The 23,516-nt window shown below is 70.9% G+C and carries 27 protein-coding genes and 2 pseudogenes; 4 read left to right on the top strand and 25 right to left on the bottom strand.

Annotated features, from left to right (window positions below; genetic code table 11):
* Positions 1 to 35: 35 nt before the first annotated feature.
* The 8 genes from ACYVJJ_RS07360 to ACYVJJ_RS07325 all read right to left on the bottom strand — a co-directional run bounded on the left by ACYVJJ_RS07360 (position 36) and on the right by ACYVJJ_RS07325 (position 7,927).
* Entirely contained in the window at positions 36 to 1,328 is a 1,293-nt protein-coding gene (locus tag ACYVJJ_RS07360) for an adenylosuccinate synthase (RefSeq protein WP_460832370.1), read from the bottom strand.
* A gap of 166 nt (positions 1,329 to 1,494) precedes the next feature.
* Positions 1,495 to 1,689, bottom strand: a complete 195-nt coding sequence (locus tag ACYVJJ_RS07355; protein ID WP_460832368.1) for a DUF2065 domain-containing protein — start codon at positions 1,687 to 1,689, stop codon at positions 1,495 to 1,497.
* Positions 1,689 to 2,552: a protease modulator HflC gene (gene hflC / locus ACYVJJ_RS07350; RefSeq protein ID WP_460832367.1), complete on the bottom strand. Its 864-nt coding sequence runs from the start codon at positions 2,550 to 2,552 to the stop codon at positions 1,689 to 1,691. The genes ACYVJJ_RS07355 and hflC overlap by 1 nt, the downstream gene beginning before the upstream one ends.
* Positions 2,549 to 3,643, bottom strand: a complete 1,095-nt coding sequence (gene hflK, locus ACYVJJ_RS07345; RefSeq protein ID WP_460832366.1) for an FtsH protease activity modulator HflK — start codon at positions 3,641 to 3,643, stop codon at positions 2,549 to 2,551. The genes hflC and hflK overlap by 4 nt, the downstream gene beginning before the upstream one ends.
* Before the next feature lie 128 nt (positions 3,644 to 3,771).
* Positions 3,772 to 5,076, bottom strand: a complete 1,305-nt coding sequence (gene hflX, locus ACYVJJ_RS07340; RefSeq protein ID WP_460832364.1) for a ribosome rescue GTPase HflX — start codon at positions 5,074 to 5,076, stop codon at positions 3,772 to 3,774.
* Between the two features lie 24 nt (positions 5,077 to 5,100).
* The gene (gene hfq, locus ACYVJJ_RS07335; protein ID WP_460832362.1) at positions 5,101 to 5,376 is read right to left on the bottom strand and encodes an RNA chaperone Hfq; all 276 of its coding nucleotides are present in this window, start codon (positions 5,374 to 5,376) and stop codon (positions 5,101 to 5,103) included.
* 153 nt (positions 5,377 to 5,529) lie between these two features.
* A complete protein-coding gene (miaA, locus tag ACYVJJ_RS07330; RefSeq protein ID WP_460832360.1) occupies positions 5,530 to 6,498 on the bottom strand; it encodes a tRNA (adenosine(37)-N6)-dimethylallyltransferase MiaA in 969 nt (322 codons plus the stop codon).
* A gap of 13 nt (positions 6,499 to 6,511) precedes the next feature.
* Positions 6,512 to 7,927, bottom strand: coding sequence for an amino acid permease (locus tag ACYVJJ_RS07325; protein ID WP_460832359.1), 1,416 nt, complete (start codon positions 7,925 to 7,927; stop codon positions 6,512 to 6,514).
* Positions 7,928 to 8,149: 222 nt separating this feature from the next.
* On the opposite strand from ACYVJJ_RS07325, the gene ACYVJJ_RS07320 reads away from it, so the two are divergent.
* On the top strand, positions 8,150 to 9,217 hold the full coding sequence (locus tag ACYVJJ_RS07320; RefSeq protein ID WP_460832357.1) for an alkane 1-monooxygenase: 1,068 nt from the start codon (positions 8,150 to 8,152) through the stop codon (positions 9,215 to 9,217).
* 4 nt (positions 9,218 to 9,221) lie between these two features.
* On the opposite strand, the gene folP is transcribed toward ACYVJJ_RS07320, so the two are convergent.
* The 3 genes from folP to rlmE form a co-directional block, all read right to left on the bottom strand.
* Entirely contained in the window at positions 9,222 to 10,121 is a 900-nt protein-coding gene (folP, locus tag ACYVJJ_RS07315; protein WP_460832356.1) for a dihydropteroate synthase, read from the bottom strand.
* 245 nt (positions 10,122 to 10,366) lie between these two features.
* Entirely contained in the window at positions 10,367 to 12,259 is a 1,893-nt protein-coding gene (gene ftsH / locus ACYVJJ_RS07310) for an ATP-dependent zinc metalloprotease FtsH (RefSeq protein WP_460832354.1), read from the bottom strand.
* Between the two features lie 66 nt (positions 12,260 to 12,325).
* A complete protein-coding gene (gene rlmE / locus ACYVJJ_RS07305) occupies positions 12,326 to 12,958 on the bottom strand; it encodes a 23S rRNA (uridine(2552)-2'-O)-methyltransferase RlmE (RefSeq protein ID WP_460832353.1) in 633 nt (210 codons plus the stop codon).
* A gap of 73 nt (positions 12,959 to 13,031) precedes the next feature.
* Here rlmE and yhbY point away from each other — a divergent pair, with 73 nt between their 5' ends.
* On the top strand, positions 13,032 to 13,340 hold the full coding sequence (gene yhbY, locus ACYVJJ_RS07300) for a ribosome assembly RNA-binding protein YhbY (protein WP_460832351.1): 309 nt from the start codon (positions 13,032 to 13,034) through the stop codon (positions 13,338 to 13,340).
* Positions 13,341 to 13,395: 55 nt separating this feature from the next.
* Positions 13,396 to 13,767: an Mth938-like domain-containing protein gene (locus ACYVJJ_RS07295; RefSeq protein ID WP_460832350.1), complete on the top strand. Its 372-nt coding sequence runs from the start codon at positions 13,396 to 13,398 to the stop codon at positions 13,765 to 13,767.
* A 9-nt stretch (positions 13,768 to 13,776) separates the two neighbouring features.
* On the opposite strand, the gene ACYVJJ_RS07290 is transcribed toward ACYVJJ_RS07295, so the two are convergent.
* The 5 genes and pseudogenes from ACYVJJ_RS07290 to surE all read right to left on the bottom strand — a co-directional run bounded on the left by ACYVJJ_RS07290 (position 13,777) and on the right by surE (position 16,667).
* Positions 13,777 to 14,568, bottom strand: coding sequence for a peptidoglycan DD-metalloendopeptidase family protein (locus ACYVJJ_RS07290; protein ID WP_460832348.1), 792 nt, complete (start codon positions 14,566 to 14,568; stop codon positions 13,777 to 13,779).
* A 20-nt stretch (positions 14,569 to 14,588) separates the two neighbouring features.
* A pseudogene (locus ACYVJJ_RS07285) lies at positions 14,589 to 14,870 on the bottom strand (YqaA family protein); the annotation flags it as partial.
* A gap of 68 nt (positions 14,871 to 14,938) precedes the next feature.
* Positions 14,939 to 15,194: pseudogene (locus ACYVJJ_RS07280) on the bottom strand (YqaA family protein); the annotation flags it as partial.
* Between the two features lie 10 nt (positions 15,195 to 15,204).
* Positions 15,205 to 15,876 (bottom strand): protein-L-isoaspartate(D-aspartate) O-methyltransferase, encoded by a 672-nt coding sequence (locus ACYVJJ_RS07275; RefSeq protein WP_460832346.1) that lies wholly within the window; start codon positions 15,874 to 15,876, stop codon positions 15,205 to 15,207.
* A gap of 2 nt (positions 15,877 to 15,878) precedes the next feature.
* The gene (gene surE, locus ACYVJJ_RS07270) at positions 15,879 to 16,667 is read right to left on the bottom strand and encodes a 5'/3'-nucleotidase SurE (RefSeq protein ID WP_460832345.1); all 789 of its coding nucleotides are present in this window, start codon (positions 16,665 to 16,667) and stop codon (positions 15,879 to 15,881) included.
* A 134-nt stretch (positions 16,668 to 16,801) separates the two neighbouring features.
* Between surE and ACYVJJ_RS07265 the strand changes: the two genes are divergently transcribed.
* Complete coding sequence (locus ACYVJJ_RS07265) at positions 16,802 to 17,341, top strand: Smr/MutS family protein (RefSeq protein WP_460832344.1); 540 nt, start codon at positions 16,802 to 16,804, stop codon at positions 17,339 to 17,341.
* A 248-nt stretch (positions 17,342 to 17,589) separates the two neighbouring features.
* On the opposite strand, the gene ACYVJJ_RS07260 is transcribed toward ACYVJJ_RS07265, so the two are convergent.
* The 9 genes from ACYVJJ_RS07260 to kdsA form a co-directional block, all read right to left on the bottom strand.
* Positions 17,590 to 17,805, bottom strand: coding sequence for a hypothetical protein (locus ACYVJJ_RS07260; protein WP_460832342.1), 216 nt, complete (start codon positions 17,803 to 17,805; stop codon positions 17,590 to 17,592).
* Positions 17,806 to 17,910: 105 nt separating this feature from the next.
* Positions 17,911 to 18,936: a tRNA pseudouridine(13) synthase TruD gene (gene truD / locus ACYVJJ_RS07255; RefSeq protein ID WP_460832341.1), complete on the bottom strand. Its 1,026-nt coding sequence runs from the start codon at positions 18,934 to 18,936 to the stop codon at positions 17,911 to 17,913.
* On the bottom strand, positions 18,933 to 19,412 hold the full coding sequence (gene ispF, locus ACYVJJ_RS07250; RefSeq protein ID WP_460832340.1) for a 2-C-methyl-D-erythritol 2,4-cyclodiphosphate synthase: 480 nt from the start codon (positions 19,410 to 19,412) through the stop codon (positions 18,933 to 18,935). The genes truD and ispF overlap by 4 nt, the downstream gene beginning before the upstream one ends.
* Positions 19,409 to 19,855, bottom strand: a complete 447-nt coding sequence (locus ACYVJJ_RS07245; protein ID WP_460832338.1) for a hypothetical protein — start codon at positions 19,853 to 19,855, stop codon at positions 19,409 to 19,411. Before ACYVJJ_RS07245 ends, ispF begins: the two co-directional genes overlap by 4 nt.
* Positions 19,852 to 20,559, bottom strand: coding sequence for a 2-C-methyl-D-erythritol 4-phosphate cytidylyltransferase (gene ispD / locus ACYVJJ_RS07240; protein ID WP_460832337.1), 708 nt, complete (start codon positions 20,557 to 20,559; stop codon positions 19,852 to 19,854). The genes ACYVJJ_RS07245 and ispD overlap by 4 nt, the downstream gene beginning before the upstream one ends.
* Complete coding sequence (gene ftsB, locus ACYVJJ_RS07235) at positions 20,556 to 20,888, bottom strand: cell division protein FtsB (protein WP_460832335.1); 333 nt, start codon at positions 20,886 to 20,888, stop codon at positions 20,556 to 20,558. Before ftsB ends, ispD begins: the two co-directional genes overlap by 4 nt.
* Positions 20,889 to 20,891: 3 nt before the next feature.
* Positions 20,892 to 22,175 carry a phosphopyruvate hydratase gene (gene eno / locus ACYVJJ_RS07230; RefSeq protein ID WP_460832334.1) on the bottom strand — a complete coding sequence of 428 codons (1,284 nt, stop codon included), beginning with the start codon at positions 22,173 to 22,175 and terminating at the stop codon, positions 20,892 to 20,894.
* Positions 22,165 to 22,659 (bottom strand): hypothetical protein, encoded by a 495-nt coding sequence (locus ACYVJJ_RS07225; protein WP_460832332.1) that lies wholly within the window; start codon positions 22,657 to 22,659, stop codon positions 22,165 to 22,167. The genes eno and ACYVJJ_RS07225 overlap by 11 nt, the downstream gene beginning before the upstream one ends.
* Positions 22,659 to 23,498: a 3-deoxy-8-phosphooctulonate synthase gene (kdsA, locus tag ACYVJJ_RS07220; protein WP_460832330.1), complete on the bottom strand. Its 840-nt coding sequence runs from the start codon at positions 23,496 to 23,498 to the stop codon at positions 22,659 to 22,661. The genes ACYVJJ_RS07225 and kdsA overlap by 1 nt, the downstream gene beginning before the upstream one ends.
* Positions 23,499 to 23,516: the final 18 nt, after the last annotated feature.

The raw sequence follows: 23,516 nt of genomic DNA, 5'->3' as shown, positions 1-23,516 counted from the left end.
CGATGCGGGGCTTTTTCGTGGGCTCGCGGTGCCACTCAGGCGAACGGATCCTCCAGCACGATGGTCGCGTCGCGATCCGGGCCGGTCGACACGATCGCGAGCGGGCAGCCGGCCAGTTCCTCGAGTGCGCGCAGGTAGGCGCGTGCCGCCGCCGGCAGCTTCTCCCACTCGGTGATGCCGGCGGTGCTCTCCTGCCAACCCGGGAACTCGAGGTACACCGGCGTGCATTCCTCCCAGCCGGCGGCGTCCAGCGGCGCGTACTCGGTGCGCTTGCCGCGGTATTCGTAGGCGATCGCGATCTTGAGCTTCTCCATCCCGTCGAGGATGTCGAGCTTGGTGATGCACAGGCCGGTGATGCCGTTGATCGCGACCGCACGCTTGAGCGCCACGATGTCCATCCAGCCGCAGCGGCGCGGGCGGCCGGTGGTCGCACCGTATTCCTGGCCGCGGTCGCGGATGCCCTGTCCCACTTCGTCGTCGAGCTCGGTAGGGAACGGTCCGCCGCCCACGCGCGTGGCGTAGGCCTTCGCGATGCCGAGCACGTAGTCGATCGCGTCCGCGCCGACGCCCGTGCCGGCCATGGCGCCGCCCACCGTCGTGTTCGACGAGGTGACGTACGGATACGTGCCGTGGTCGATGTCGAGGAGCGAGCCCTGCGCGCCTTCGAACATCACGCGCTTGCCCTGCTTGCGCAGGTCATGGAGGATGCCGGCCACGTCGGCCTTCATCGGCTCGACGTACTCGCCGAACGCGAGCGCGTCGTCGAGCGTCGTCTGGAAGTCCACGCCCTCGACGCCCAGGTACTTCGTCAGCACGAAGTTGTGGTAGTCGAGCGCGCTGCGCAGCTTCTCGGCGAGCTCGGTCGGGTAATGAAGGTCCGCCACGCGGATGCCACGACGCGCGACCTTGTCCTCGTACGCAGGCCCGATGCCGCGGCCCGTGGTGCCGATCGCCTTGCCGCCCGCGGCCTTCTCGCGCGCCTGATCGAGCGCGATGTGGTACGGCATGATGAGCGGCGTCGCTGGCGAGATCTTCAGGCGCGAGCGCACTTCCACCCCGTTGCCCTCGAGCTCCGCGATTTCCTTCTGCAGCGCACCCGGGTGCAGCACCACGCCGTTGCCGATCAGGCACAGCGCGTCGGGACGCAGGATGCCCGACGGGATCAGGTGGAGCACCGTCTTCTTGCCGCCGATGACGAGCGTGTGGCCCGCATTGTGGCCGCCCTGGAAACGCACGACCGCGCCGATCTCCTCGGTCAGCAGGTCGACGATCTTGCCCTTGCCCTCGTCGCCCCACTGCGCGCCCAACACCACGACTGACTGACCCATCTCGCTCGCTCCTGTCGCGCCGACGGCGACCTGCCGCCCGACCGCTGAAGTGTCGCCGACGCCTTGCGGCCCCGGACAAGGAAAAAGCCGGCGGGGAAGTCCCCGTCCGGCTTTTGTGCATTATCCGGGTTTTGCACCGCGGGGGCCACCGCCGGCGGCGGGGCCCTCAGACAAGCCGGCGCACGATCCACAGCGCCACCAGCCCGGCGCCCACGATCACCGCGCCGAAGAGCCGCAATTGCCGGCTCGGGATCGCGTAGAGCCGCTCCGCCGCGCGCTTCCAGCCGTCGGGCGCGATGAAGAGGAACAGACCCTCGAGTACCGCCACCAGGCAGATCGCCGACAGCAGCGGCTCGAGCATCAACGATCGGACTTCATGTACTGCAGGAACGGATCGTCGCGGTCGAGCACGATGACGGTCCTACCGCCCTCGAACGCCTTGCGGTAGGCATCGAGCGAGCGCTGGAACGCGAAGAACGACGGATCACGCTGCGCCGCGTCGGCGTACAGGCGCGTGGCCTCGGCATCGCCTTCGCCGCGCATGCGCTGCGCATCGCGCTCGGCCTCGGCCACGATCACCGAGCGGTCGCGGTCGGCATTCGCCTTGATGAGCTGCGCCTGCTCCTCGCCTTCCGCACGCAACTGGCTCGCCACCTGCTGGCGCTGCGCGCGCATGCGGCTGTAGACGTCGTCGATCACGCGGCTGTCGGTCGGGAGGTCGATCTTCTTGATACGCAGGTCCGCGATGCGCACGCCGAGCGTCGAAGCGCCGCGATTGATGATCGCGAGCTGCTGGCCGACGATCCGCGTGCGGTCACCGGAGACCACTTCCGACAGCGTGCGGCTGTTGATCTCGTTGCGCAGCGCGTCCTTGATGATCGGCGCCAGACGCTCGATCGCGACCTTCTCGTCGCCGCCGGTGGCGCGGTAGAAGGCACGCAGGTCCTCGATGCGGCCGATCGCGAAGAAGTCGACGCTGACGTCCTTGCGCTCGGAGGTGAGGTAGCGCTCGGACTCGGCCGGCAGCACCAGCAGGCGGCGATCGAAGACGCGCGCGCTCTCCACCAGCGGCACCTTGAAGTGCAGGCCCGGCCCGAGGTCGGTGCGCACCACGCGCCCGAGGTTCAGCACGATCGCGCTGTGGCCCTCGCGCACGATGAAGACGGAACTCATCAGCGCCACCAGCACGATCACCGCGGTGACGATCCACATCGGCATTTTCATCGGCCGGTCTCCTCGCCGCGCGGCTGGCGCGGCGTACGTCCCCGCGACTCAGCCTCGGTCGCGGTGACCGACGGCAGCATCTCGGGCGTGATCAGGGGGGCGCCCGCACCCGACGGCGCGGCCTGCGCGGCGCCGGCCTGCGGGGCCATCGGGACGTAGATCAGCTGGCGCGAGTCGCCGCCGACGATCGTGCGGTTCTGCGCGAGCACGTCCTGCACGGTCTCGAGCCACAGGCGCTTGCGGGTGACGTCCGGTGCGTTCTTGTATTGCTCGACCAGCAGCGTGAACCGCTGCGCATCGCCGGTCGCACTCGCGACCTTCGCGGTCTTGTAGCCTTCAGCGGTCGCGCGGATGCCCGCCGCGGCGCCGCGCGCCTCGGGCACGATCTTCGCCGCATACGCGCGGGCCTCGCTGATCACCCGGTCCTTGTCCTGCTGCGCGCTGTTGACGTCGTCGAACGCCGGCTTGACGGCTTCCGGCGGGCGCGCGTTCGGCAGGTTGAGCTCGGTCACCGCGAGCCCGGTGCGGTAGGCATCGAGCGAGCGCTGCAGGCGATCGCGCGCGGCCACGGCGATCGCATTGCGCGAACCGAGCACGTTGTCGAGCTTGGAGCGGCCGACCAGTTCGCGCACCGCGGACAGCGAGGCCTGCTCGAGCACGGCGACGGCGTCGCGCGTGCCGAAGCGGTAGAGCACGGGGTCGGAGATCCGGTACTGCACGTTGATCTCGACCTGCACGATGTTCTCGTCGGCGGTCAGCACCGGCACGTTGTCGGTGAACGTCTCGATGCGGGTCGCGTTGACCTTCTCGACCTTCTCGATCGGCCACGGCGCCTTCAGGTGCGGACCCGGGTTCAGCGTGCGCGCATAGGCACCGAGGCGCAGCACCACCGCGCGCTCCTGTTCGGCGACCAGCACGAACGAGCTGAAGACGAGCCACAGGCCGATGACGATCGGAATCCAGCGCGCCGGCCCACCGCTGCCGTCGACGAGGCCCCGCAGGCGGTCGAAGACGTCCTGCGGGCCGAAGCCGCGTCGCCTGGGGGTGCGACCGCGGTCGCCGTTGTCACTGCCGGGGGTGTTCCAGGCCATGCCTGCTCCTGAGGGGGACGCGCCGGACCGCCGTCACCGGCGGCCGCCGGGTGGGCGGACCATCGCCGGGGCGGCTCGAAGGGCCGGCGCGCAGGGATTTCCGATTCTAGGTGGGGGGTCCAGCGGCCTCAAGCAAGACCCGGATCCTGCGGCGGTTCCGGAATCAGCGGGGCGAGCAGGTGCCCGCCGGCCGAATCGGCCAGGCGTCGCGCCTCCGCCTGCGGGAGATCGAGGTCCAGCTCCCAGCCGGCTTCGTCGCCGCGCTCGGCACGGACCGCGCCGATCTCGTAGAGCCGCCCGCGCAGGCGCGCCGCCTCCGTGGGCAGGTGGATGCGCCCCGTCACGCGTTCCAGCCCCAGCAGCTCGCCCAGCGCATCGCGCAGAAGGTCGAGCCCTGCGCCGTCGCGTGCCGACAGCCAGACGCGCGGGCGCTCCTCGACGAAACGGTCGTAGCGTGCGGCGGTGTCCTCGAGCCGGTCGATCTTGTTGTAGACGAGCAGCTGGCGGATGTCCGCCGCACCGATTTCCTTCAGCACGGCGTCGACCTGCGCGATCCGCTCGCTGCGCAACGGATCGGCGGCGTCGACGACATGCAGGAGCAGATCGGCCTCGCGCGCTTCGGATAGCGTGGAGCGGAAGGCCGCGACGAGCTCATGCGGCAGGTCACGGACAAAGCCGACCGTGTCGGCGAGCACCACGCCGCCGCCCGGCAGCTCGATGCGGCGAACGGTCGGATCGAGCGTGGCGAATAGCTGGTCGGCGGCGTAGGCATCGGCGCCACTGAGCGCGTTGAACAGCGTCGACTTGCCCGCGTTCGTATAACCGACCAGCGCGACGCGCGGCATGCCGCTGCGCACGCGGGCTCGGCGCATCTGCGTGCGCTGCACCTCGACCTTGTCGAGCTTGGCGGAGAGCTGTTCGAGGCGCTTCTGCAGCAGGCGGCGGTCGGTCTCGAGCTGGGTCTCGCCGGGGCCGCGCAGGCCGATCGCACCGCCGCGCTGGCGCTCGAGATGTGTCCAGCCCCGCACCAGGCGCGTGGCCATGTGCCGGAGCTGCGCGAGCTCGACCTGCAGCTTGCCGTCGTGGCTGCGCGCGCGCTGCGCGAAGATATCGAGGATCAGCCCGGTGCGGTCGACCACGCGGCGCTTGAGCGCGCGCTCGAGGTTGCGCTCCTGGCCGGGGCTGAGCGGATGGTTGACGAGGATCAGGTCCGCGCCGCTCGCCTCCGCGGCGGCAAGCACTTCCTCGAGCTTGCCGCTGCCGATGAGCGTGGCCGCATTGGGGCGATCGATGCGCGCGGTGAGCACGGTGGCCACCGTCGCGCCGGCCGAGCGGGCGAGCTCGGCGAATTCCTCCAGCACCGACTCGTCGAGCGGGCCGGCATGCGGCTGGATCAGCAGCGCGTGTTCGCCCTTGCGCGAACGCTCAAACACGCCGCACCTCCGGCCGCAGGATCGTCATTCGGGCGCGGGCTCCGCGCCGGGCTCGCCATCGCTCGGCTGCACGTAGCCGCCACCCGGGCCCACGCGCACGTTGCGCGCCGGCACCACCGTGGAGATCGCGTGCTTGTAGACCATCTGGCTCACGGTATTGCGCAGCAGCACGACGAACTGGTCGAAGGATTCGATGGTCCCCTGGAGCTTGATGCCGTTCACCAAGTAGACCGAAACCGGCACGCGCTCGCGCCGCAAAGCGTTCAGGAACGGGTCCTGCAAGGATTGCCCCTTCGACATCTCTATCCCACCTTTCTTCTCGTTATATGGGCGGCCGGGCGCAGGGCGCGGACCGTGTCGCCGCGGTCGTCCCCACGGCAGCGACCGCCCGATGGTAGCGCAAAGTGACTGATTTCCCGTGGGGATGGTGTGGATGCGCGTCCCGGAACGGCCCTAGTGGCGCGACGGGAGGAAGCCCCTGGCGAGGCTGTCGAGGCGTGTCCGCTCGCGCGCCGGATCCGCCCACAGCGCATCGAGCTGCCCACGCAGCCAGGTGATCTGTCGCTTGGCGAGCTGCCGCGTGGCCTGGATGCCGCGCTCGCGGAACGTGGGGGCATCGCACGCGCCGTCAAGGTGCTCCCAGGCCTGGCGATAGCCGACGGCGCGCAGGGCGGGCAGGTCGAGCGGGCGCGGATGGGATGCGAGCGTGGGATTTGCGCGCAGCCGGCGCACTTCGTCGAGGAAGCCCGCCTTTAGCATCGCGTCGAAGCGTCGCCCGATGCGCTCGTGGAGCACCGCGCGGTCCGCGGGCGCGACGACCAGCTTCAGGACGCGACAGGGAAACGGATCGCGCAGCCGCTCGCGCTGCCAGTCACTGATCGCACGCCCCGTCAGGCGCCAGACCTCCAGCGCACGCTGGATCCGCTGGGCGTCCGTCGCGTGGATGCGCCGCGCGGCGTCGGGGTCGACACGTGCGAGGTCGGCATGCAGCGCCGCCCAGCCGCGCTCGGCGGCCTCGCCCTCGATCGCCGCACGCGTGTCGGGGTCGGCTTGCGGCATCGGCGCGAGCCCTTGGAGCAGCGCCTGGAAGTAGAGCCCGGTGCCGCCGGCGAGGATCGGCAGCCGGCCGCGCGCGAGGATCGCCTCGACGGCGGCGCGCGCGTCCTGCGCGAACTCGGCGGCGGAATACGGTTCCCACGGCTCGCGCACGTCGACCATGTGGTGCGGCACGCCGGCGCGCTCGTCCATCGACGGCTTCGCCGCGCCGATGTCGAGCCCGCGGTAGACCAGCGCGGAATCGACGCTCACCACCTCGCCGCCGAAATGCTGCGCCCACTCGACGGCGAGCGCGGTCTTGCCCGACGCCGTCGGCCCCATCAGGGCGATCGCCGGCGGGCGATCGCGATGCGCCGATGCGGTCATCGGCGATGCGGGCTCAGGCGCTGCGGCGAGCGAGCACGCTGCCGCGGCGACCGTAGGCGAGGTAGACGACGATGCCGACCGCGTTCCAGGCGAGGAACCACAGCTGCGTGCGCTGCGGCAGGCTCCAGAACAGGTAGAGGCAACCGACGATCGCGATCGGCCCGACGATCCACGCGGCCGGCGTGCGGAACACGCGCGGTCGTGCCGGATCGCGGCGGCGCAGTACGAGCAGGCAGGCGGCGACGGCGACGAAGGCGGCGAGCGTGCCCGCGTTCGCGAGCGCGGCGATCTCGTCCAGGCGCGCCACGCCGGCGAGCGCGGCGACCAGCACCGCGGTGAAGAGCGTGATCGCGACCGGCGTGCCACGCGCGCTCACCTTCGACAGACCGCGCGGCAACAGGCCGTCGCGCGACATCACGAAGAAGATGCGGCTTTGGCCGTAGAAGAACGCCAGCAGCACGGTCGGCAGCGCGACCACCGCCGCACCGGAGACGATCCCCGCGGCGCCGCCGTGGCCGAGCTCGCGCATGATCAGCGCGAGCGGCGCCGGGCTCGAGGCGAAGGCGGTGTACGTGAGCGCGCCCACTGCCGCGAGGGCCACGAGCACGTAGATCAGCGTGCAGCCGACCATCGAGCCGATGATGCCGATCGATAGGTCGCGCCCGGGGTTCTTGGCCTCCTCGGCCGCCGTCGAGATCGCGTCGAAGCCGTAGAACGCGAAGAAGATGATCGCAGCGGCCGCCATCACGCCGCGCTCCACGCCGTCCGGCCCCATCGACTTCGCGAAGCCGTGCGGCATGAACGGCTGCAGGTTCGCCGAGTCGAAGCTCGGCAGCGCGATCGCGACGAACACCGCCAACGCGACGACCTTCACCGCCACGAGCGCGGCGTTGAGCGTCGCGCTCTCGCGGGTGCCGACCATCAGCAGGCCGGCGACCGCGAACACGATCAGCACCGCGGGCAGGTTGACGATGCCACCGGCATGCGGTCCTGCCACGAGTGCCTGCGGCAGCGCCACGCCCAGGCCCTGCAGGAACTCGACCGCCGACCCCGACCAGCCCACCGCGACCGCGCTCACCACCAGCGAGTACTCGAGAATCAGGCTCCAGCCCACCACCCAGGCGATGCCCTCGCCGAGCACCGCATAGCTGTAGGTGTAGGCGCTGCCGGCCGCCGGCATCATCGTCGACATCTCCGCATACGCGAGCGCCGCGCAGGCGCAGACGATGCCGGCCACGAGGAAGGACAGCAGCACCGCCGGCCCGGCGAGGCCCGCGCCGACGCCGATCAGCGTGTAGATGCCGGTGCCGACGATCGCACCGATGCCGAGGGCGACGAGATGCGGCCAGCCGAGCGTGCGGGCGAGGCGGCGACCCTCCTCATGCACGGTGATCTGGTCGATGTCCTTGCGACGGAGCCATGACGTCATGCGAGCCTCGGGGCGAGCGGCGGTGCGCGGAGTGTGCGGCAAGCGGCGGCCCAATGCGACGCGCCCGCGGTGGCGACTTTTTCGCCAATGCGGCGCACATGCCCGCCGCGACGCACCTGTCGTCCGCTTATCCAGAACCCGCTCCCGCGGCTTATCCACAGGCGGTGTGGGTAAGCGACGGCCGGCCCGGCTGCCACCGGGCCGGCAGGCTAGAGTCGCGTGATGCCGCTCTGGAAACGCCTCGGCTTCCTCCTCGTCTTCGTGGTGCCGGCGCTCATGCCGGCGGCCGCGTGGCTGGGCGCCGCCTCGGGCCGGCCGGACCTCGCGGCCTGGTTCCCGCTCGTCTTCCTGTTCGTGCTCCTGCCGGTCGTCGACTACGCCCTCGGCCACGATCCGGTCAATCCGGCGCCTGCGGGCCGCCTCGACGACGACCGCTGGTTCCGCATCCCCACGCTGCTCGCGGTGCCGGTGCAGCTCGCACTGCTCGCGTGGTCGACGCGATTCGTCGCGAATGCGGAGTTCGGCCCCGGGGGCATCGCGGGCTGGGTGCTGTCGCAGGGCGTCGTCAGCGGCGTGCTCGCGATCAATACGGCGCACGAGCTGATCCATCGCGACACGCGCCTCGAGCGCGTCGGCGGCGGCGTCCTCCTTGCGAGCGTCGGCTACCACGGCTTCAAGATCGAGCATGTGCGGGGGCACCACGTGCATGTCGCCACGCCCGAGGACGCCTCCAGCGCGCGATACGGCGAGTCGCTCTGGCGCTTCCTGCCGCGTGCGCTGTGGCGCAACACGCGCAATGCCTGGCGACTGGAGGCCGCGCGCCTGCGTCGCGCCGGCCGGCCCGTGGCGTCGCCCGCGAACGAGATGATCGGCTGGACGCTGCTCTGGCTCGGCTTCGGCGCATGCGCGGCGGCCCTCGAAGGCGCGATGGGGCTCGCGTTCTTCCTCGCGCAGGGCCTCGGCGCCGCGGCCTCGCTCGAGATCATCAACTATGTCGAGCACTACGGGCTGGAACGTCGGCGCGGGCCCGACGGCCGCTACGAGCGTTGCACGCACGTGCATTCGTGGAACTCCGACTACGCGCTGTCGAACCTGCTGCTGTTCCACCTGCAGCGCCATTCCGACCACCACGAGACGCCGCGCCGCCGCTACCAGTCGCTGTTGCACCATCCCGACAGCCCGCAGCTGCCCGGCGGCTACGCGGCGATGTTCGTGCTCGCGCTGTGCCCGCCCGCGTGGTTCCGCATCGTGCATCCTGCGCTGGAGCGCTGGCGCGACGGGATGCACTGAGTCGTCACTCGTCGTCGGGCCAACGGATCGCCGGTGATGCGGAGTCGCGGCGTGGCGCCGCCACGGCATCGACGGCCGACCACACGCGCAGCGCATCGACCGTCGTCGCCACGTCGTGCACGCGCACGATGCGGGCGCCGCGCTGCACTGCGATCAGGTGCGCCGCCACCGAACCCGCGGCGCGCGCCTGGGGCGCGTCGCGCCCGGTCAGCTCGCCGATCGTGCGCTTGCGCGACAGGCCGGCGAGCACCGGAACGCCGAGGTCGACGAACCGGTCCAGGCGTGCGAGCAACTCGAGGTTGTGCGCGCTCGTCTTGCCGAAGCCGAAACCCGGATCGACCACGATGCGCTTCTTGTCGATGCCCGCCATCTCGCAGGCAAAGATGCGCTCGGCGAGGAAGCGGTGCACCTCGGCCACGACGTCGTCGTAGCGCGGATCGGCCTGCATGCCGCGCGGTTCGCCGAGCATGTGCATCAGCACGACCGGCACGCCGAGCGCGGCCGCGGCGTCGAGTGCGCCGTCGCTGCGCAGCGCGCGGACGTCGTTGATCATCCCGGCGCCTGCAGCGACCGCCGCGCGCATCACCTCGGGCTTCGACGTGTCGATGCTGATCGGCACGCCGGCCTCCCGGGCGAGCCGCTCGATCACCGGGAGCACGCGGCGCAGCTCCTCGTCGGCGTCGACGGCCGTGGCGCCCGGACGGGTGGACTCGCCCCCGACGTCGAGCAGGTCGGCGCCCTCCTCCACCAGCCGCAGTCCATGCGCCACGGCGGCGCCGACGTCGGCATGCTGGCCGCCGTCGGAAAACGAATCGGGCGTCACGTTGACGATGCCCATCACCTGCGGGCGGTCGAGGACGAGGCGGTGCCCTGCACAGTCCAGCGTCGGCGAGAGGTCGAACATCGGTGGGCGCTCCTCGGGGTATCGGGATCAACGCGGGTTCGTCGGCCCTGCAAGTCGCATCGCTCGTCGGTGCACGTGCGGGCGCACACACAGCAACGCTGCGATGGCGGGCCAATCGATCGAAGCAGGCTTGCGACCCCACGACACGATCGGCGCGCGGCAAATGCCGGGCGATTGGTGGCCGCCGCCAACGAAAAAGGCCAGAGCGGACTCTGGCCTTTTCGTGTTTCGCTGGCAACGCTCGATCAGGTGCCGCTGGGCTGCACGCCACCAAGCGTGAGGCGCTTGGGCTCCTCGGTCGCCGGCCCCCCGCGGGTCCACCCGCTCGGCGGCGGCGGCTCGCGGCCTTCCATGATCGCGTCGATCTGCGTCGCGTCGATGGTCTCGTACTCGAGCAGCGCCTTCGCCATCGCGTGCAGCTTGTCGACGTTGTCCGTAAGGATCTTCACCGAGCGTGCGTAGGCATTGTCGAGGATGCCGCGCACGACCTCGTCGATCTTGCGCGCCGTCTCGTCCGACACGTTCTTGTGCTGCGTGACGGAGCGGCCCAGGAAGACCTCGTCCTCTTCCTCGCCGAACGTGATCGGGCCGAGTTCGGACAGGCCCCACTTGGTGACCATGTTGCGGGCCATCTTGGTCGCGCGTTCGATGTCGTTCGATGCGCCGGTGGTGACCTTCCCCGGCCCGAAGATCAGCTCCTCGGCGACGCGGCCGCCGTACAGCGAGCACAGCTGCGACTCGATGATCGTGCGGTTGTAGCTGTAGCGGTCGCCCTCCGGCAGGTACATGGTCACGCCCAACGCGCGGCCGCGCGGGATGATCGTGACCTTGTAGACCGGATCATGCTCGGGCACGAGGCGGCCGACGATCGCATGGCCGGCTTCGTGGTAAGCCGTATTGGTCTTCTCCTCGAGGCTCATCGCCATCGAGCGGCGCTCGGCGCCCATCAGGATCTTGTCGCGCGCCTTGTCGAACTGCTCCATGTGGACCTGCTTGGCGTTGTCGCGCGCGGCGAACAACGCGGCCTCGTTGCAGAGGTTCGCGAGGTCCGCGCCCGAGAAGCCCGGCGTGCCGCGCGCGATCGTCATGGCCTCGACGTCGTCGCCCAGCGGCAGCTTGCGCATATGCACCTTGAGGATCTGCTCGCGGCCACGCACGTCCGGCAGGCCGACGGTGACCTGGCGGTCGAAGCGGCCCGGGCGCAGGAGCGCCGGGTCGAGCACGTCGGGGCGATTCGTCGCGGCGATCACGATGACGCCCTCGCCGCCCTCGAAGCCGTCCATCTCGACCAGCAGCTGGTTGAGGGTCTGCTCGCGCTCGTCATGGCCGCCACCGAGGCCCGCGCCGCGATGGCGGCCGACCGCGTCGATCTCGTCGATGAAGATGATGCAGGGCGCATGCTTCTTGGCCTGGTCGAACATGTCGCGCACGCGGCTCGCGCCGACGCCCACGAACATCTCGACGAAGTCCGAGCCGGAGATCGAGAAGAACGGCACCTTCGCCTCGCCGGCGATGGCACGTGCAAGCAGCGTCTTGCCCGTACCGGGCGGGCCGACCATCAGCACGCCGCGCGGAATCTTGCCGCCGAGCTTCTGGAAACGCGTCGGATCGCGCAGGAACTCGACGAGCTCGCCGACCTCCTGCTTGGCCTCGTCGCAGCCGGCCACGTCCGCGAGAGTCACCTTGACCTCGTTCTCGCCCTGCATCTTGGCGCGCGACTTGCCGAAGCTCATCGCACCCTTGCTGCCGCCCTGCTGCATCTGGCGCATGAAATAGACCCAGATGCCGATGAACAGCAGCCAGGGGAGCACGTTGAGCAGGATGCCGAGCAGCGACGGCCCGGACGGCGGCGGCTCCTGCTTCACCAGCACGTCGTGCTTGAGCAGGTCGTACATCAGGCCCGCGTCCTGCGGTGCATGCGTGACGAACTCGGTATTGTCGGTGCGCGTGCCGTTGATCGTGGTGCGATCGGAATCGATCACGACGGTCTTGACCCGGTCGTTCTGCACCTGCTCGATGAACTGGTTGTAGGCCAGCGTCTCCGGCGGCGTGCTGCGCGGGCCGAAGGCCTGGAAGACCACCATCAGCACGACGGCGACCACCACCCACAGCAACAGATTCTTGGCCAAATCGTTCATCTTCCTACCCATAGGCCTTGCGGCCGGTTCACTGCGTCATCGTCCCGTTAACGGCAACGACCCGTCTTACTTCATGGCCGCTCGGCGGCCCTGCGCGAGCGCATAGACCTCCGGCGACCGCTTGCGCGAGGCGGCCGGCTTGCGGATGACGACCTTGTCGTACCGCCGGCGCAGCTCACGCACGTAATCATCGAACCCGACGCCCTGGAACAGCTTGATCAGGAAGTCGCCGCCGACCCGCAGGTGGCGGTCGGCGAAATCCATCGCCAGCTCCGCGAGGTGCATCGAGCGGGGCAGGTCGACCGAGTCCACCCCACTCATGTTGGGGGCCATGTCCGACAGCACAAGATCTACGGGCTGACCGGCCAGTGCGGATTCAAGTGCGGATAGGACGTCATCCTCCCTGAAATCGCCATGAAGGAACTCGACGCCGGCGAGCGGTGGCATCTCGAGGATGTCGAGCGCGATGACGCGGCCCTTGTCGCCGAGCGACTGCCGCACCCACTGCGACCATCCGCCCGGCGCCGCGCCGAGGTCCACCACCACCATGCCGGGCTTGAGAAGGCGATCGCGCTCGACGAGTTCCTCGAGCTTGTAGGCGGCGCGCGAGCGCAGGCCTTCGGCCTTCGCCTTCTTCACGTAGGGGTCGGAAAAGTGTTCCTTGAGCCAGCGATGGCTGCTCTTGCTGCGCGTCGGCATGGGGCTCCCCGCGCCGGGGGAGGCGCAGGCCCGCATGATACCCTGCGCCCCTCCCCGCTCCCGGAACGATCGCTTGACGACGCTCAGCCTCACCGCCGCCCAGACCCGCTTCCTCCGTGGCCAGGCGCATGGCCTCAAGGCGATGCTGCAGGTCGGCGGCAAGGGCGTGACGCCGGCGGTGGTCGCGGAGATCGGCCAGGCGCTCGAAGACCACGAGCTAATCAAGGTGAAGGTCGCTGGCGAGGACCGCGAGGCACGCGCCGCGCTGATCGATGCGCTCGTCGAGGGCACGGGCGCGGCGCTCGTGCAGCGCATCGGCCATACCGCGGTGCTCTACCGCCCGAGCAAGGACAAGCGGCAGATCGTCCTGCCCCGCGCCTGATACTCACGCGGCCTGCGCGATCGCCGGCCGAAGATCGGCCCATGCGGAGCGATCGATGCAGCTGACTCTCGAACAGCCGGATCATGCCTATGTATTGCGGGGCGCCGACGGCCGCTCCGCGCTGGTCAACGATCAGCGTTTGACGAGCAGCTTCGTTCTCGCACCCGATGCCCTGCTCGAGGACTGGCCCGCCGCGGCCGTCGGACTGCTCACCCCGGAACTGATGCGGCCGCTGCTCGACCTGCGCCCCGAGGTGATCCTGCTCGGCAGCGGCGAACGCCAGGCCTTCGCGCCCGCGATCACCCAGGCGGCCTGCCTGCAGGCGGGCGTGGGCTTCGAGGTCATGAACAATGCCGCGGCCGCGCGGACCTTCAATGTGCTCGCCGGCGAAGGCCGGCGCGTGGTCGCCGGCTTCATCATCGGCTGAGGCCGGGCCTCAGCGCGGCGGCAGGTAAAGCATCGGGTCGATCGGCCGGCCGTTGTAGCGGATCTCGAAGTGCAGCATGTCGCGCGGCGCGCCGCTGCGGCCCATCTCGGCGATCTGGTCACCGGCCTTCACCAGCTGACCCTCGTTGACCAGCCGGCGGCGGTTGTGGCCGTAGGCCGACAGCCAGTTGCCGGCGTGCTTGATGATCACCAGCTCCCCGTAGCCCACCAGCCCCGCGCCCGAATACACGACCGTGCCGTCGGCCGCCGCACGCACGGACGCACCCGCCGCACCGGCGATGTCGATGCCCTGCTTCGTGGGGTCGCCACCGATGAACCGACCGACGAGGGCGCCATCGGCCGGCCAGCGCCAGGCGAAGCCGCTGCTGGGCGGCGGGGGCACCGGCGCCGGCGTCGCAGGGCGCGGTGCCGCCGTGCCGGTCGCGGGCGGGCGCGCCGTTCCCGCCGCCGGGCGTGACGACCGCGCATCGCGACGCGGTGCCGAGGGCGTGCCGACGCCGCCGCGGCCGGGATAGAGCCGCAGCCGCTGTCCGGGATAGATCGTGTAGGGCTCGGCGATGCCGTTCCACCGTGCCAGGTCCTGCAGGGCGATGCCGTTGCGCGACGCGATCGAGAAGAGCGTGTCGCCACGCTGCACGGTGACCGTGGCACCCGGCTTGCCGGTCGCCGGCTGCACGACCGGCGCGCGCGACGCCGACGGCGACGGGGTGCGCACCACGGCGCTCGAGCAGCCAGCGAGCACGAGCACCGCGGCGACCGCGATCGAGGGGCGAAGGGGCATCGGGGATGTCATGCGCCGGATCAGGACCTCAGCACCAGCCAGGCGACCAGCCCCGCCACGAGGGCGATCGCGATCCAGCCGAGGGGTTCAATGTAGCGCCGCAGCGCGGCCGCCGCGCGTTCGCCGCCGAGGCGGATGACCAGTGCGAGCAGGTAGACGCGCTTGCCGCGCCCGACCGCCATGCTGAGCATGTACGGCAGCATCGGCACGCCGACGATGCCCGAGGCCCAGGTGAACACCTTCATCGGGATCGGCATGAAGCCGCCGAGCACGAGGAACCAGAACACGGCCCACGGCGATTCCTCCATCTTCGCCTGCACCGTCGCGATGCCGCTCTCGATCGCATCGAGCATGCCGAGCGCGGCGAACATCGGCTTCAGCGCCTCGTATGCGAAATGCCCGAGCGCGTAGCCGACGAGCGCGCCGAGCAACGAGCCGACCAGGCTCACGGTCGCGAACCAGAATGCGCGCCGCGGCTGCGCCACGCACATCGGCGCGAGCATCACCTCCGGGGGCACCGGGAAGACGATCGCTTCGACGAAGCTCAGCAGCCCCAGGTAGCGGGTGGCGTGGCGATGGCGCGCCCAGCCGATCGCGCGGTCGTACAGCGGTCCGAACAGCTTCAAGCGCGATTCCTCAGTCGACGGTGCCCGACAGCAGCGGCACGAAGACGACGGGCGCGAGCACGTCCTCGTCGAAGCCGCCGTCGGGACGATGGGTGAGCTGCAGCAGCGACTGCTGGCTCGACGGGCCGACCGGCGCGATCAGCACGCCGCCGGGAACCAGCTGCGCCTTCAATGCGTCCACCAGCGAGGCCGCCGCGGCGGTGACCAGGATCGCGTCGAACGGGCCGTTCTCCGCCCAGCCGATACGGCCGTCGTCGTGCTTGCTGCGGACCGTCATGCCGAGCGTGCGGAAGCGCTTGCGCGCGGTGCGCAGCAGCTCGCCGATGCGCTCGACCGTATGGACCTCGAGCCCGAGCGCGGCGAGCACCGCGGCCTGGTAGCCCGAGCCGGTGCCGATCTCCAGCACCTTCCGCGGATTCGCGGCGAGCAGCGCCTCGGTCATGCGCGCGACCACCCACGGCTGCGAAATCGTCTGCCCGTGGCCGATCGGCAGCGCGGTGTCCTCGTAGGCGCGCGTGGCGAGCGCCTCGTCGACGAACAGGTGCCGCGGCACGGTCGCGATCGCGGTGAGCACGCGCTCGTCGCGGATGCCGTTCGCGCGCAGCCGCTCGACCAGCCGGTCGCGCACGCGCTGCGAGGTGAGCCCGGTGCCGGCCGCATCGGGGCGACGCTGCATCGCCATCCTCAGCTCCCCGCGCGCGGCAGTTCGAGCGCGCTGGCGAGCCCGCCCACCCAGCTCGCGACCTGCTCGAGCGCCTGGTAGCGCGTCAGGTCGACCTGGATCGGGGTGATCGAGATGCAGCCGCGGCGAACCGCATGGAAATCGGTGCCCGGGCCGGCGTCCTGCTCGGCGCCCGCGGGGCCGATCCAGTACCACTGCCGGCCGCGCGGGTCCGTCTGCTGCACGCACGACTCGGCGCGATGCCGATTGCCGAGCCGGCCCACTTCGAAGCCTGCGACGGCGTCCCACGCCACGTCGGGCACGTTGACGTTGAGGATCGTGTCCGCCGGGAGCGGATCGACGAGCAGCCGCGCGATGATCTCGACCGCCGCGCGCGCCGCGGTTTCGTAATGCCGGCCCACGCCATCGGCCGTCGCGAGCGAGACCGCGACCGCGGGATACCCGAGGAACCGGCCCTCGACGGCGGCGGCGACGGTGCCGGAATAGATCACGTCGTCGCCGAGGTTGCCGACGTTGTTGATGCCCGAGACGACGATGTCGGGCTGCTCCTCGAGCAGGCCGGTCAGGGCGACGTGCACGCAGTCGGTGGGGGTCCCGGAGACGCGCCAGGTTGCGTTGTCGACCTGCGCCACGCGCACCGGCATGTCGAGCGTGAGCGAATTGCTCGCGCCGGAGCGGTCGCGATCGGGCGCGACGGTGATGACGTGGTGGCCGGCGGCGCGCAGGCCGTCCGCGAGGATGCGGATGCCGGGCGCGTCGACGCCGTCGTCGTTGCTGACTAGGACTCGCATGGGGGATGTCGCGCCGCGAAGAGGACACTGCCGGCGTCGGCGGGCGGCCATGATAGCCGATGCCCCCGCGCCTGCTTTCGCGTCATGAAGACGCCGTCGTGCGCGCGCGACCACGGACCGGCTAGGCTGCCGCGATGACGCCGAGCGACGACGATGCCGAGCTGTTCCGCCAGGCGGTGGGTCCCGTGCGCCCGGCCGGGCCGGCGCCCGAGCGTCCGGCGCCGCCCAAGCCCAAGCCACGTGCGCGGATGGCGGAGCGCGACGAGGCGGCGGCGGTCAGCGAGTTCCGGCTCGCGATGGATGCGGCGCTGCTCGGCGCCGGCGACGTGATCAGCCACCGCACCGACGCACTGCCGGCGACCACGTTCGCGCGGCTCAAGCGCGGCGAGCTGTCGGCGCAGGAGGAGCTCGACCTGCACGGCGCAACGGTCGCCCAGGCCGAGCAGCTGCTCAAGGCCTTCCTCTCGGACGCGCGACGCCATGGTGTCGGCTGCGTCCGCATCGTGCACGGCAAGGGGCGCGGCGCGGACGAGCTGGATGCCAGCGGCGCGCCGCTGCTCAAGAACCTCGTCGACCGCGTGCTGCGTCACCGCGCCGACGTGCTCGCGTTCCACTCCGCGCCGCCCGCGCAGGGCGGCACCGGCGCGGTCGTCGTGCTGCTGGCGAAGCGCTGAGGCCGCCGCCGGTCCGCAGGCGTTACGGGATACGGGCTACGTCCTTCGCCGCTTCGACCATCGAACAGTTGACTCGGCCCACCGGGGACGGGAGGGGCAAACCGGGCAGGCGCACGCGCCGTGCGGCGACAGCCCGCGGTACCGCTGCGGACGACGGCTGACGCATGCGTGGTAGCGGACGCGCGTGATCCTGCCGCGCGCATGCCTTGCCGCACCGGCGCACGTCCCCGGCGCCGGCGAACGCGCCGCTATTGTGTGGCGAGCGTCTTCTTCGTCGGCGGGTTGACCCAGATCACGCCGATCCCGCGTCGCTGCGCGATGGCCTGGACACGCTGCATGTAGGCCTGCGCGGGATCCACCGGCCCGTCGGGCTGGACCTGTGCGGTGTGGGGTTCGGACGTGGTGGCGCAGCCTGCGAGCAGGCCCGCGGCGAGTGCACTGGCGATGATCATCGAACGGGACATGGCGACCTCCTGGAGGAGACGGCGCCCGCCACTTCGGGCGTCGATCCGGTTATACGCCCGTCCCTGCCGGCGGGCGCGGGGTCGCCGCGACGCGGCGACGGACGGTCAGTTCCCGGCCGCGCCGACGACGTCGCCGAGCTCGGCGAGCACGGTCGTCGCGTAGCAGCCCGCGGGTAGCGCGAAGCCCAGCTCGAGCGTTCCCGCGCCCTGCGTCCAGCGCAGATCCGCGGGGCGCAGCCGCAGTGCGCGGCGCTCCTGGTCGAGGCCTGCGCGCTCGAGGCCGGCGCGCAGCGCCTGGGCTTCCTCGCCTTCCAGGGCTGCCGTCTCGATTGCGGCGCAGTCGCCGGTCGTGCGCAGCGCGCCGCGGCCCCAGAGTGGACCCGTCGGATGGATATCGAACGCGGCCAGCCGCGCCGCCAGCGCGTCGTCGAACGGCTCGGGGCCGAAGATGCTGCGCCTGCCGTCGAGCATCCAGACCTCGCCGTCGAGCGGCGCGTCCCACCGGTCGAGACGCACGCGCTCGGCGAGCACGCGGTTGAACAGCTCCGATCGTGCCGCCGAAAGCAGCAGGCTGCGCTCCTCGCGCCGCACGCGGCGGCCCGCGAACATGGCGAGCGCCTGCTGGACGTTGTCGCCCGCGCGGCCGAAGCGCTGCTCGCCGAAGTAGTTGGGTACGCCACGCGCCGCGATCGCGTGCAGGCGCGCGTCGATGTCGCCCGATGCCTCCACATCGCGAAGCACCAGCGTGAAGCGGTTCCCGGCCAGCGCGCCCCGCGGGAGCTTGCGTGCATGGCGCGTGTGTGAGAGTACGCGCAGCTCGTTGCTCTCCAGGCCCGCGACGTCCGGCGTCTCGCGTCCGGGCAGGTGCACGGTGAACCACTGGCGCGTCACCGCATGGCGGTCCTTGAGCCCCGCATAGCCGATCGCCACCTCGCCAACGCCCGCCCACTCGGCAATGCGCCGCGCCGCGAATGCGGTGTTCATGCCGCGCTTCTCGATGGCGAGCAGGACGTGCTCGCCCTGCCCCGTGGGCTCGAAGCCCGGCAGCTCCTCGACAATGAAGTCCTCGATCCTTGCCCGCATGCGTGCGCGAAGAACCGGTGCGCCGTGCGCGCGCGGCAGTCCGCTCATGCGCGCTCGAGCAGGCAGACGGCCATCGCCGCGATGCCTTCCTCGCGACCGGTGAAGCCGAGCCGTTCAGTGGTCGTCGCCTTGATGCTCACCGCATCGCGCGTCACACCGAGGTCCTGCGCGATGCGGTCGCGCATCGCCTCCGCGTGCGAGCCGACTTTCGGACGCTCGGCGAGCACGGTCGCATCGACGTTGACGACGCGATAGCCGCGCTGGGCGGCGAGCGCCGCGCAGTGACGCACGAACGCCCGGCTGTCGGCGTCGCGCCAGCGTGCATCCGAGGGCGGGAAATGCCGGCCGATGTCACCGAGCGCGAGCGCGCCGAGGATCGCGTCGCACAATGCATGCAGCACGACATCGCCGTCGGAGTGCGCGACCACGCCGCGCTCATGCGGGATGCGCACGCCGCCGAGCATCACGTGGTCGCCGTCGCCGAACGCATGGACGTCGAAGCCCTGGCCGATGCGCAGGCTCATGGGCTCGCAAGGGCCTTGCCGAGCTTCAGCATGTCGACATGCCGCAGCAGTCCTCCGACGCCCGCCTGCACGTCGCGCTGCTCGACGACCTCGGTCATCGCGAGCTCGCCCAGGGTCTGGAACGCCGCGCCGAAGCTGTCGGCGCCCTCCACCGCGATCGCGCCGCGTGCGGCGTGTGCGCAGTCGACCGCGACGAGCCGCTCGAAGGTGGTGGCGGCGGCGCGCTCGGCAGCGTCGCGCTGCGCCGTATCGATGACGACCAGCCCGTCGAGGTCCGGATGGACCGCAAGCGCGCTCACCATCCAGCGCACCAACGCGGTGCGGTCCGCAGGCTTCGCGGCATCGACGAGGCACCGGCCGAGCCGGTCGCCGGCCTCGCCTGCGGAGGCTTCGCCCGCGGCCAGCAGGGCCGCGGCGAAAACGATGGAGTGGAGTCGATTCATCGCGGCATGTTCCCCTGTCTGCGGGCGATCAGGATGTCCACCAGCGCCAGATCGGCCGGCGTGGTGACCTTGAGATTGTCCTCGCGGCCCTCGACGAGGCGCGGCCGCGCGCCGGTTCGCTCCATCGCCATCGCCTCGTCGGTCGGCTGCGCGCCGGCACGGCGGGCGGCGCGCAGTGCGTCAGCGAGCCGCGCGCGATCGAAAGCCTGCGGCGTCAGCGCGCGCCAGAGGCCGTCGCGCGGCTCGGTCGTCGCGATCCGCCCGTCGGGATCCGCGCGCTTGAGCGTGTCGCGCACGGGCGCGGCGAGGATCGCGCCGTCGCCGTGCGCGCACGCGGCGGCGATCAGGCGGTCGACGTCGTCGGTGGCGAGATTCGGCCGGGCGGCGTCGTGCACCAGCACGAGCGCATCGACGATCCCCCGCGCCGCCAGCGCATCGAGCGCGGCGAGCACGGACTCGCTTCGTTCGGCGCCACCGACGCAGGTGTGCACGGGCTTGCCTGCACGGGTCGCCCAGCCCGGCCAGTCGCGGTCGTCAGCGGCAATGGCGACCATCGCGCCGACGACTCGTGGGTGGGCGAGCAAGGCATCGAGCGCGTGGGCGATCAGCGACGCGCCCGCCGCTTCGAGGTACTGCTTCGGGCGCGCACCGCCGAACCGCCGGCCGACGCCCGCCGCCGGCACGACGGCCCAGACCGGGATCACGGCGCGGTGTCTCCCGCGACTGGCGCGGCAGGGCCCGTGTTCTCGACGACGCGGTAGAACACCTCGCCCGGCCGGATCATGCCGAGCTCGCTGCGCGCGCGCTCCTCGACCGCCGCCTCGCCGGACTTGAGGTCCTGCACTTCGGCGGCGAGCGCGGCATTGCGCTGCTGCAGGCCGCCGTTCTCGCGCGTAAGCTCGGCGACCCGCTTTTCCAGCACGCCCACGGCCTCGCGTCCGCCTTCGCCGCCCCACAGGCGCAGCTGCAGGCCGGCGAGCATCACCGCCAGCACGATCAGCAGCGCGAGCAGCGCGAACGGCGGACGCGGCATCGGTCAGCGCGCGAGCGAGACGAACGCGTCGCGACCGGCGTAGCGCGCGGCATTGCCGAGCTGCTCCTCGATGCGCAGCAGCTGGTTGTACTTGGCCACGCGATCGCTGCGGCACAGCGAGCCGGTCTTGATCTGCGTCGCCGTGGTGGCGACAGCGATATCGGCGATCGTCGTGTCCTCTGTCTCGCCCGAGCGGTGCGAGACGATGGCGGCATAGCGGTTCGCATCCGCCATCGCGATGGCTTCGAGCGTCTCGGTGAGCGTGCCGATCTGGTTGACCTTGATCAGGATCGCGTTCGCCACCTGCTGATCGATGCCCTCGCGGAAGATCTTCGGGTTCGTCACGAAAAGGTCGTCGCCGACCAGCTGCACCTTCGAGCCGATGCGCTCGGTCAGCAGCTTCCAGCCGGCCCAGTCGTGCTCGGCCATGCCGTCCTCGATCGTCACGATCGGATAGCGCTGCGTCCAGTCGGCGAGGAAGTCGACGAACTGCTCCGGCGTGAGACGCTTGCCCTCGCCCTGCAGGTTGTACTTGCCGTTCTCGAAGAACTCGCTCGACGCGACGTCCAGCCCGAGCAGCACGTCCTCGCCCGCGCGGTAGCCGGCCTTGCCGATCGCCTCGAGGATCGTCTCGAGCGCTTCCTCGTTGGAGCGCAGGTCCGGCGCGAAGCCGCCCTCGTCGCCCACGGCGGTCGACAGGCCACGGCCCTTCAGCACGCTCTTGAGCGCGTGGAAGATCTCGGTGCCCGCGCGCAGCGCCTCGCTGAAGCGGTCGAAGCCCACGGGGAGCACCATGAATTCCTGCAGGTCGACGTTGTTGTCGGCATGCGCGCCGCCGTTGATGATGTTCATCATCGGCACCGGCAGCACGGCCTCGCGGCCGTTCGCGAGGTGCTGCCACAGCGGCATGCGCTTGGACATCGCCACCGCGTGCGCGTTCGCCATCGAGACGCCGAGCAGCGCGTTCGCGCCGAGGCGGCCCTTGTTCTCGGTGCCGTCGAGGTCGATCAGGCGACGGTCGAGCCCGGCCTGGTCGGCGGCATCGAAGCCGGCGAGCGCCTGCGCGATCGTCGTGTTGACGTTCTTCACCGCCTGCGAGACGCCCTTGCCGAGGTAGCGCGTCTTGTCGCCGTCGCGAAGCTCCACCGCTTCCTTCGTGCCGGTCGACGCGCCGGACGGCACCATCGCACGGCCGAAGCTGCCGTCGGCGAGGGTCACTTCCGCTTCGAGCGTGGGATTGCCGCGGCTGTCGAGGATCTCGCGGGCGTGGATGCGTTCAATCTGCACGGGCGGGGGCTCCGGTAAAGGTGAGGATGTCGGGGCTGGGGCGGCACGGGCCACCCAGCGCGCGGTCGAGGTAGACGGCGGTGATGCCGAGCGCGCGGGCGACCACGGGGAAATCGAACGTGCCCGCGCCGCGCAGGGCATAGGCCAGCAGCGGCGCGCGGACTCCGGCGCTCGCGGCGACCTTTTCGCGGCCGGCCGCATCGTGGGAGAGGTCCTGCGCGTAGAGCCGTAGCACGTTCTCGCGCAGGGCCGGTGCCTCCGGCAGCGCATCGAGCTGCGCAAGTGCGGACTCCAGGTCCAGGCCGCGGCGCGCCATCTCGGGTTTCGCGCAGTCCTGGATGCGCTGGGCCTCCTCGACCATCGGCCGCAGCGCCTCGATCTCCGCCGCAATCTCCGGCGGCAGGGCGTTGTCCTCCGCGCAGGGTGCGGGCATCGAGAGCGCGAGCAGACAGCCCGCGGCGATGCAGCGGAGCGCACGCGACATCACGCGGCGTATTCCGACTCGAGGAAGCCGTTGCGCTTGGTCACCTCGTCGAGCGCCTTGAGCGTCTCGAGCAGCGCGCGCATCTTCGGGAGCGGCCAGGCGTTCGGGCCGTCGGAGAGCGCCTTCTCCGGCTCGGGATGGGTTTCCATGAAGAGGCCGTCCACGCCGACCGCGACCGCCGCGCGTGCGAGCACCGGCACGTGCTGGCGCTGGCCGCCGCTCGAGCTGCCCTGCCCGCCGGGCAGCTGCACGGAATGCGTGGCGTCGAACACGACCGGGCAGCCGGTCTCGCGCATCACGGCGAGCGAGCGCATGTCGCTGACCAGGTTGTTGTAGCCGAAGCTCGCGCCGCGCTCGCAGACCATGATCTGCGTGTTGCCGGTCGACTTCGCCTTCTCGACCACAGGCTTCATGTCCCACGGTGCGAGGAACTGACCCTTCTTGATGTTCACCGGCTTGCCAGCGCTGCAGACCTTGGTGATGAAGTCGGTCTGGCGGACGAGGAACGCCGGCGTCTGCAGCACGTCGACGACGCTCGCCACCTCGTCGATCGGGGTGTACTCGTGCACGTCCGTCAGCACCGGCACGCCGAGCTGGCGCTTCACCTCGGCGAGCACCTTGAGCCCACCCTCCACGCCCGGGCCGCGGAAGCCGTTGAGCGAGGTGCGGTTGGCCTTGTCGAAGCTCGACTTGAAGATGAAGGGGATGCCGAGCTCGGAGGTGATCTCCTTGAGCTTTCCGGCCGTCTCCATCTGCAGCTCCATCGACTCGATGACGCAGGGGCCGGCGATCAGGAAGAACGGCTTGTCGAGGCCGATCTCGAATCCGCAGAGGTTCATTGGATACTCCGGTGCGTC

It is taken from the genome of Lysobacter humi (ex Lee et al. 2017), from assembly GCF_054781815.1.
Note: the sequence above shows the minus strand (reverse complement) of the source record. Positions and strands in the feature narration are given on the sequence as shown.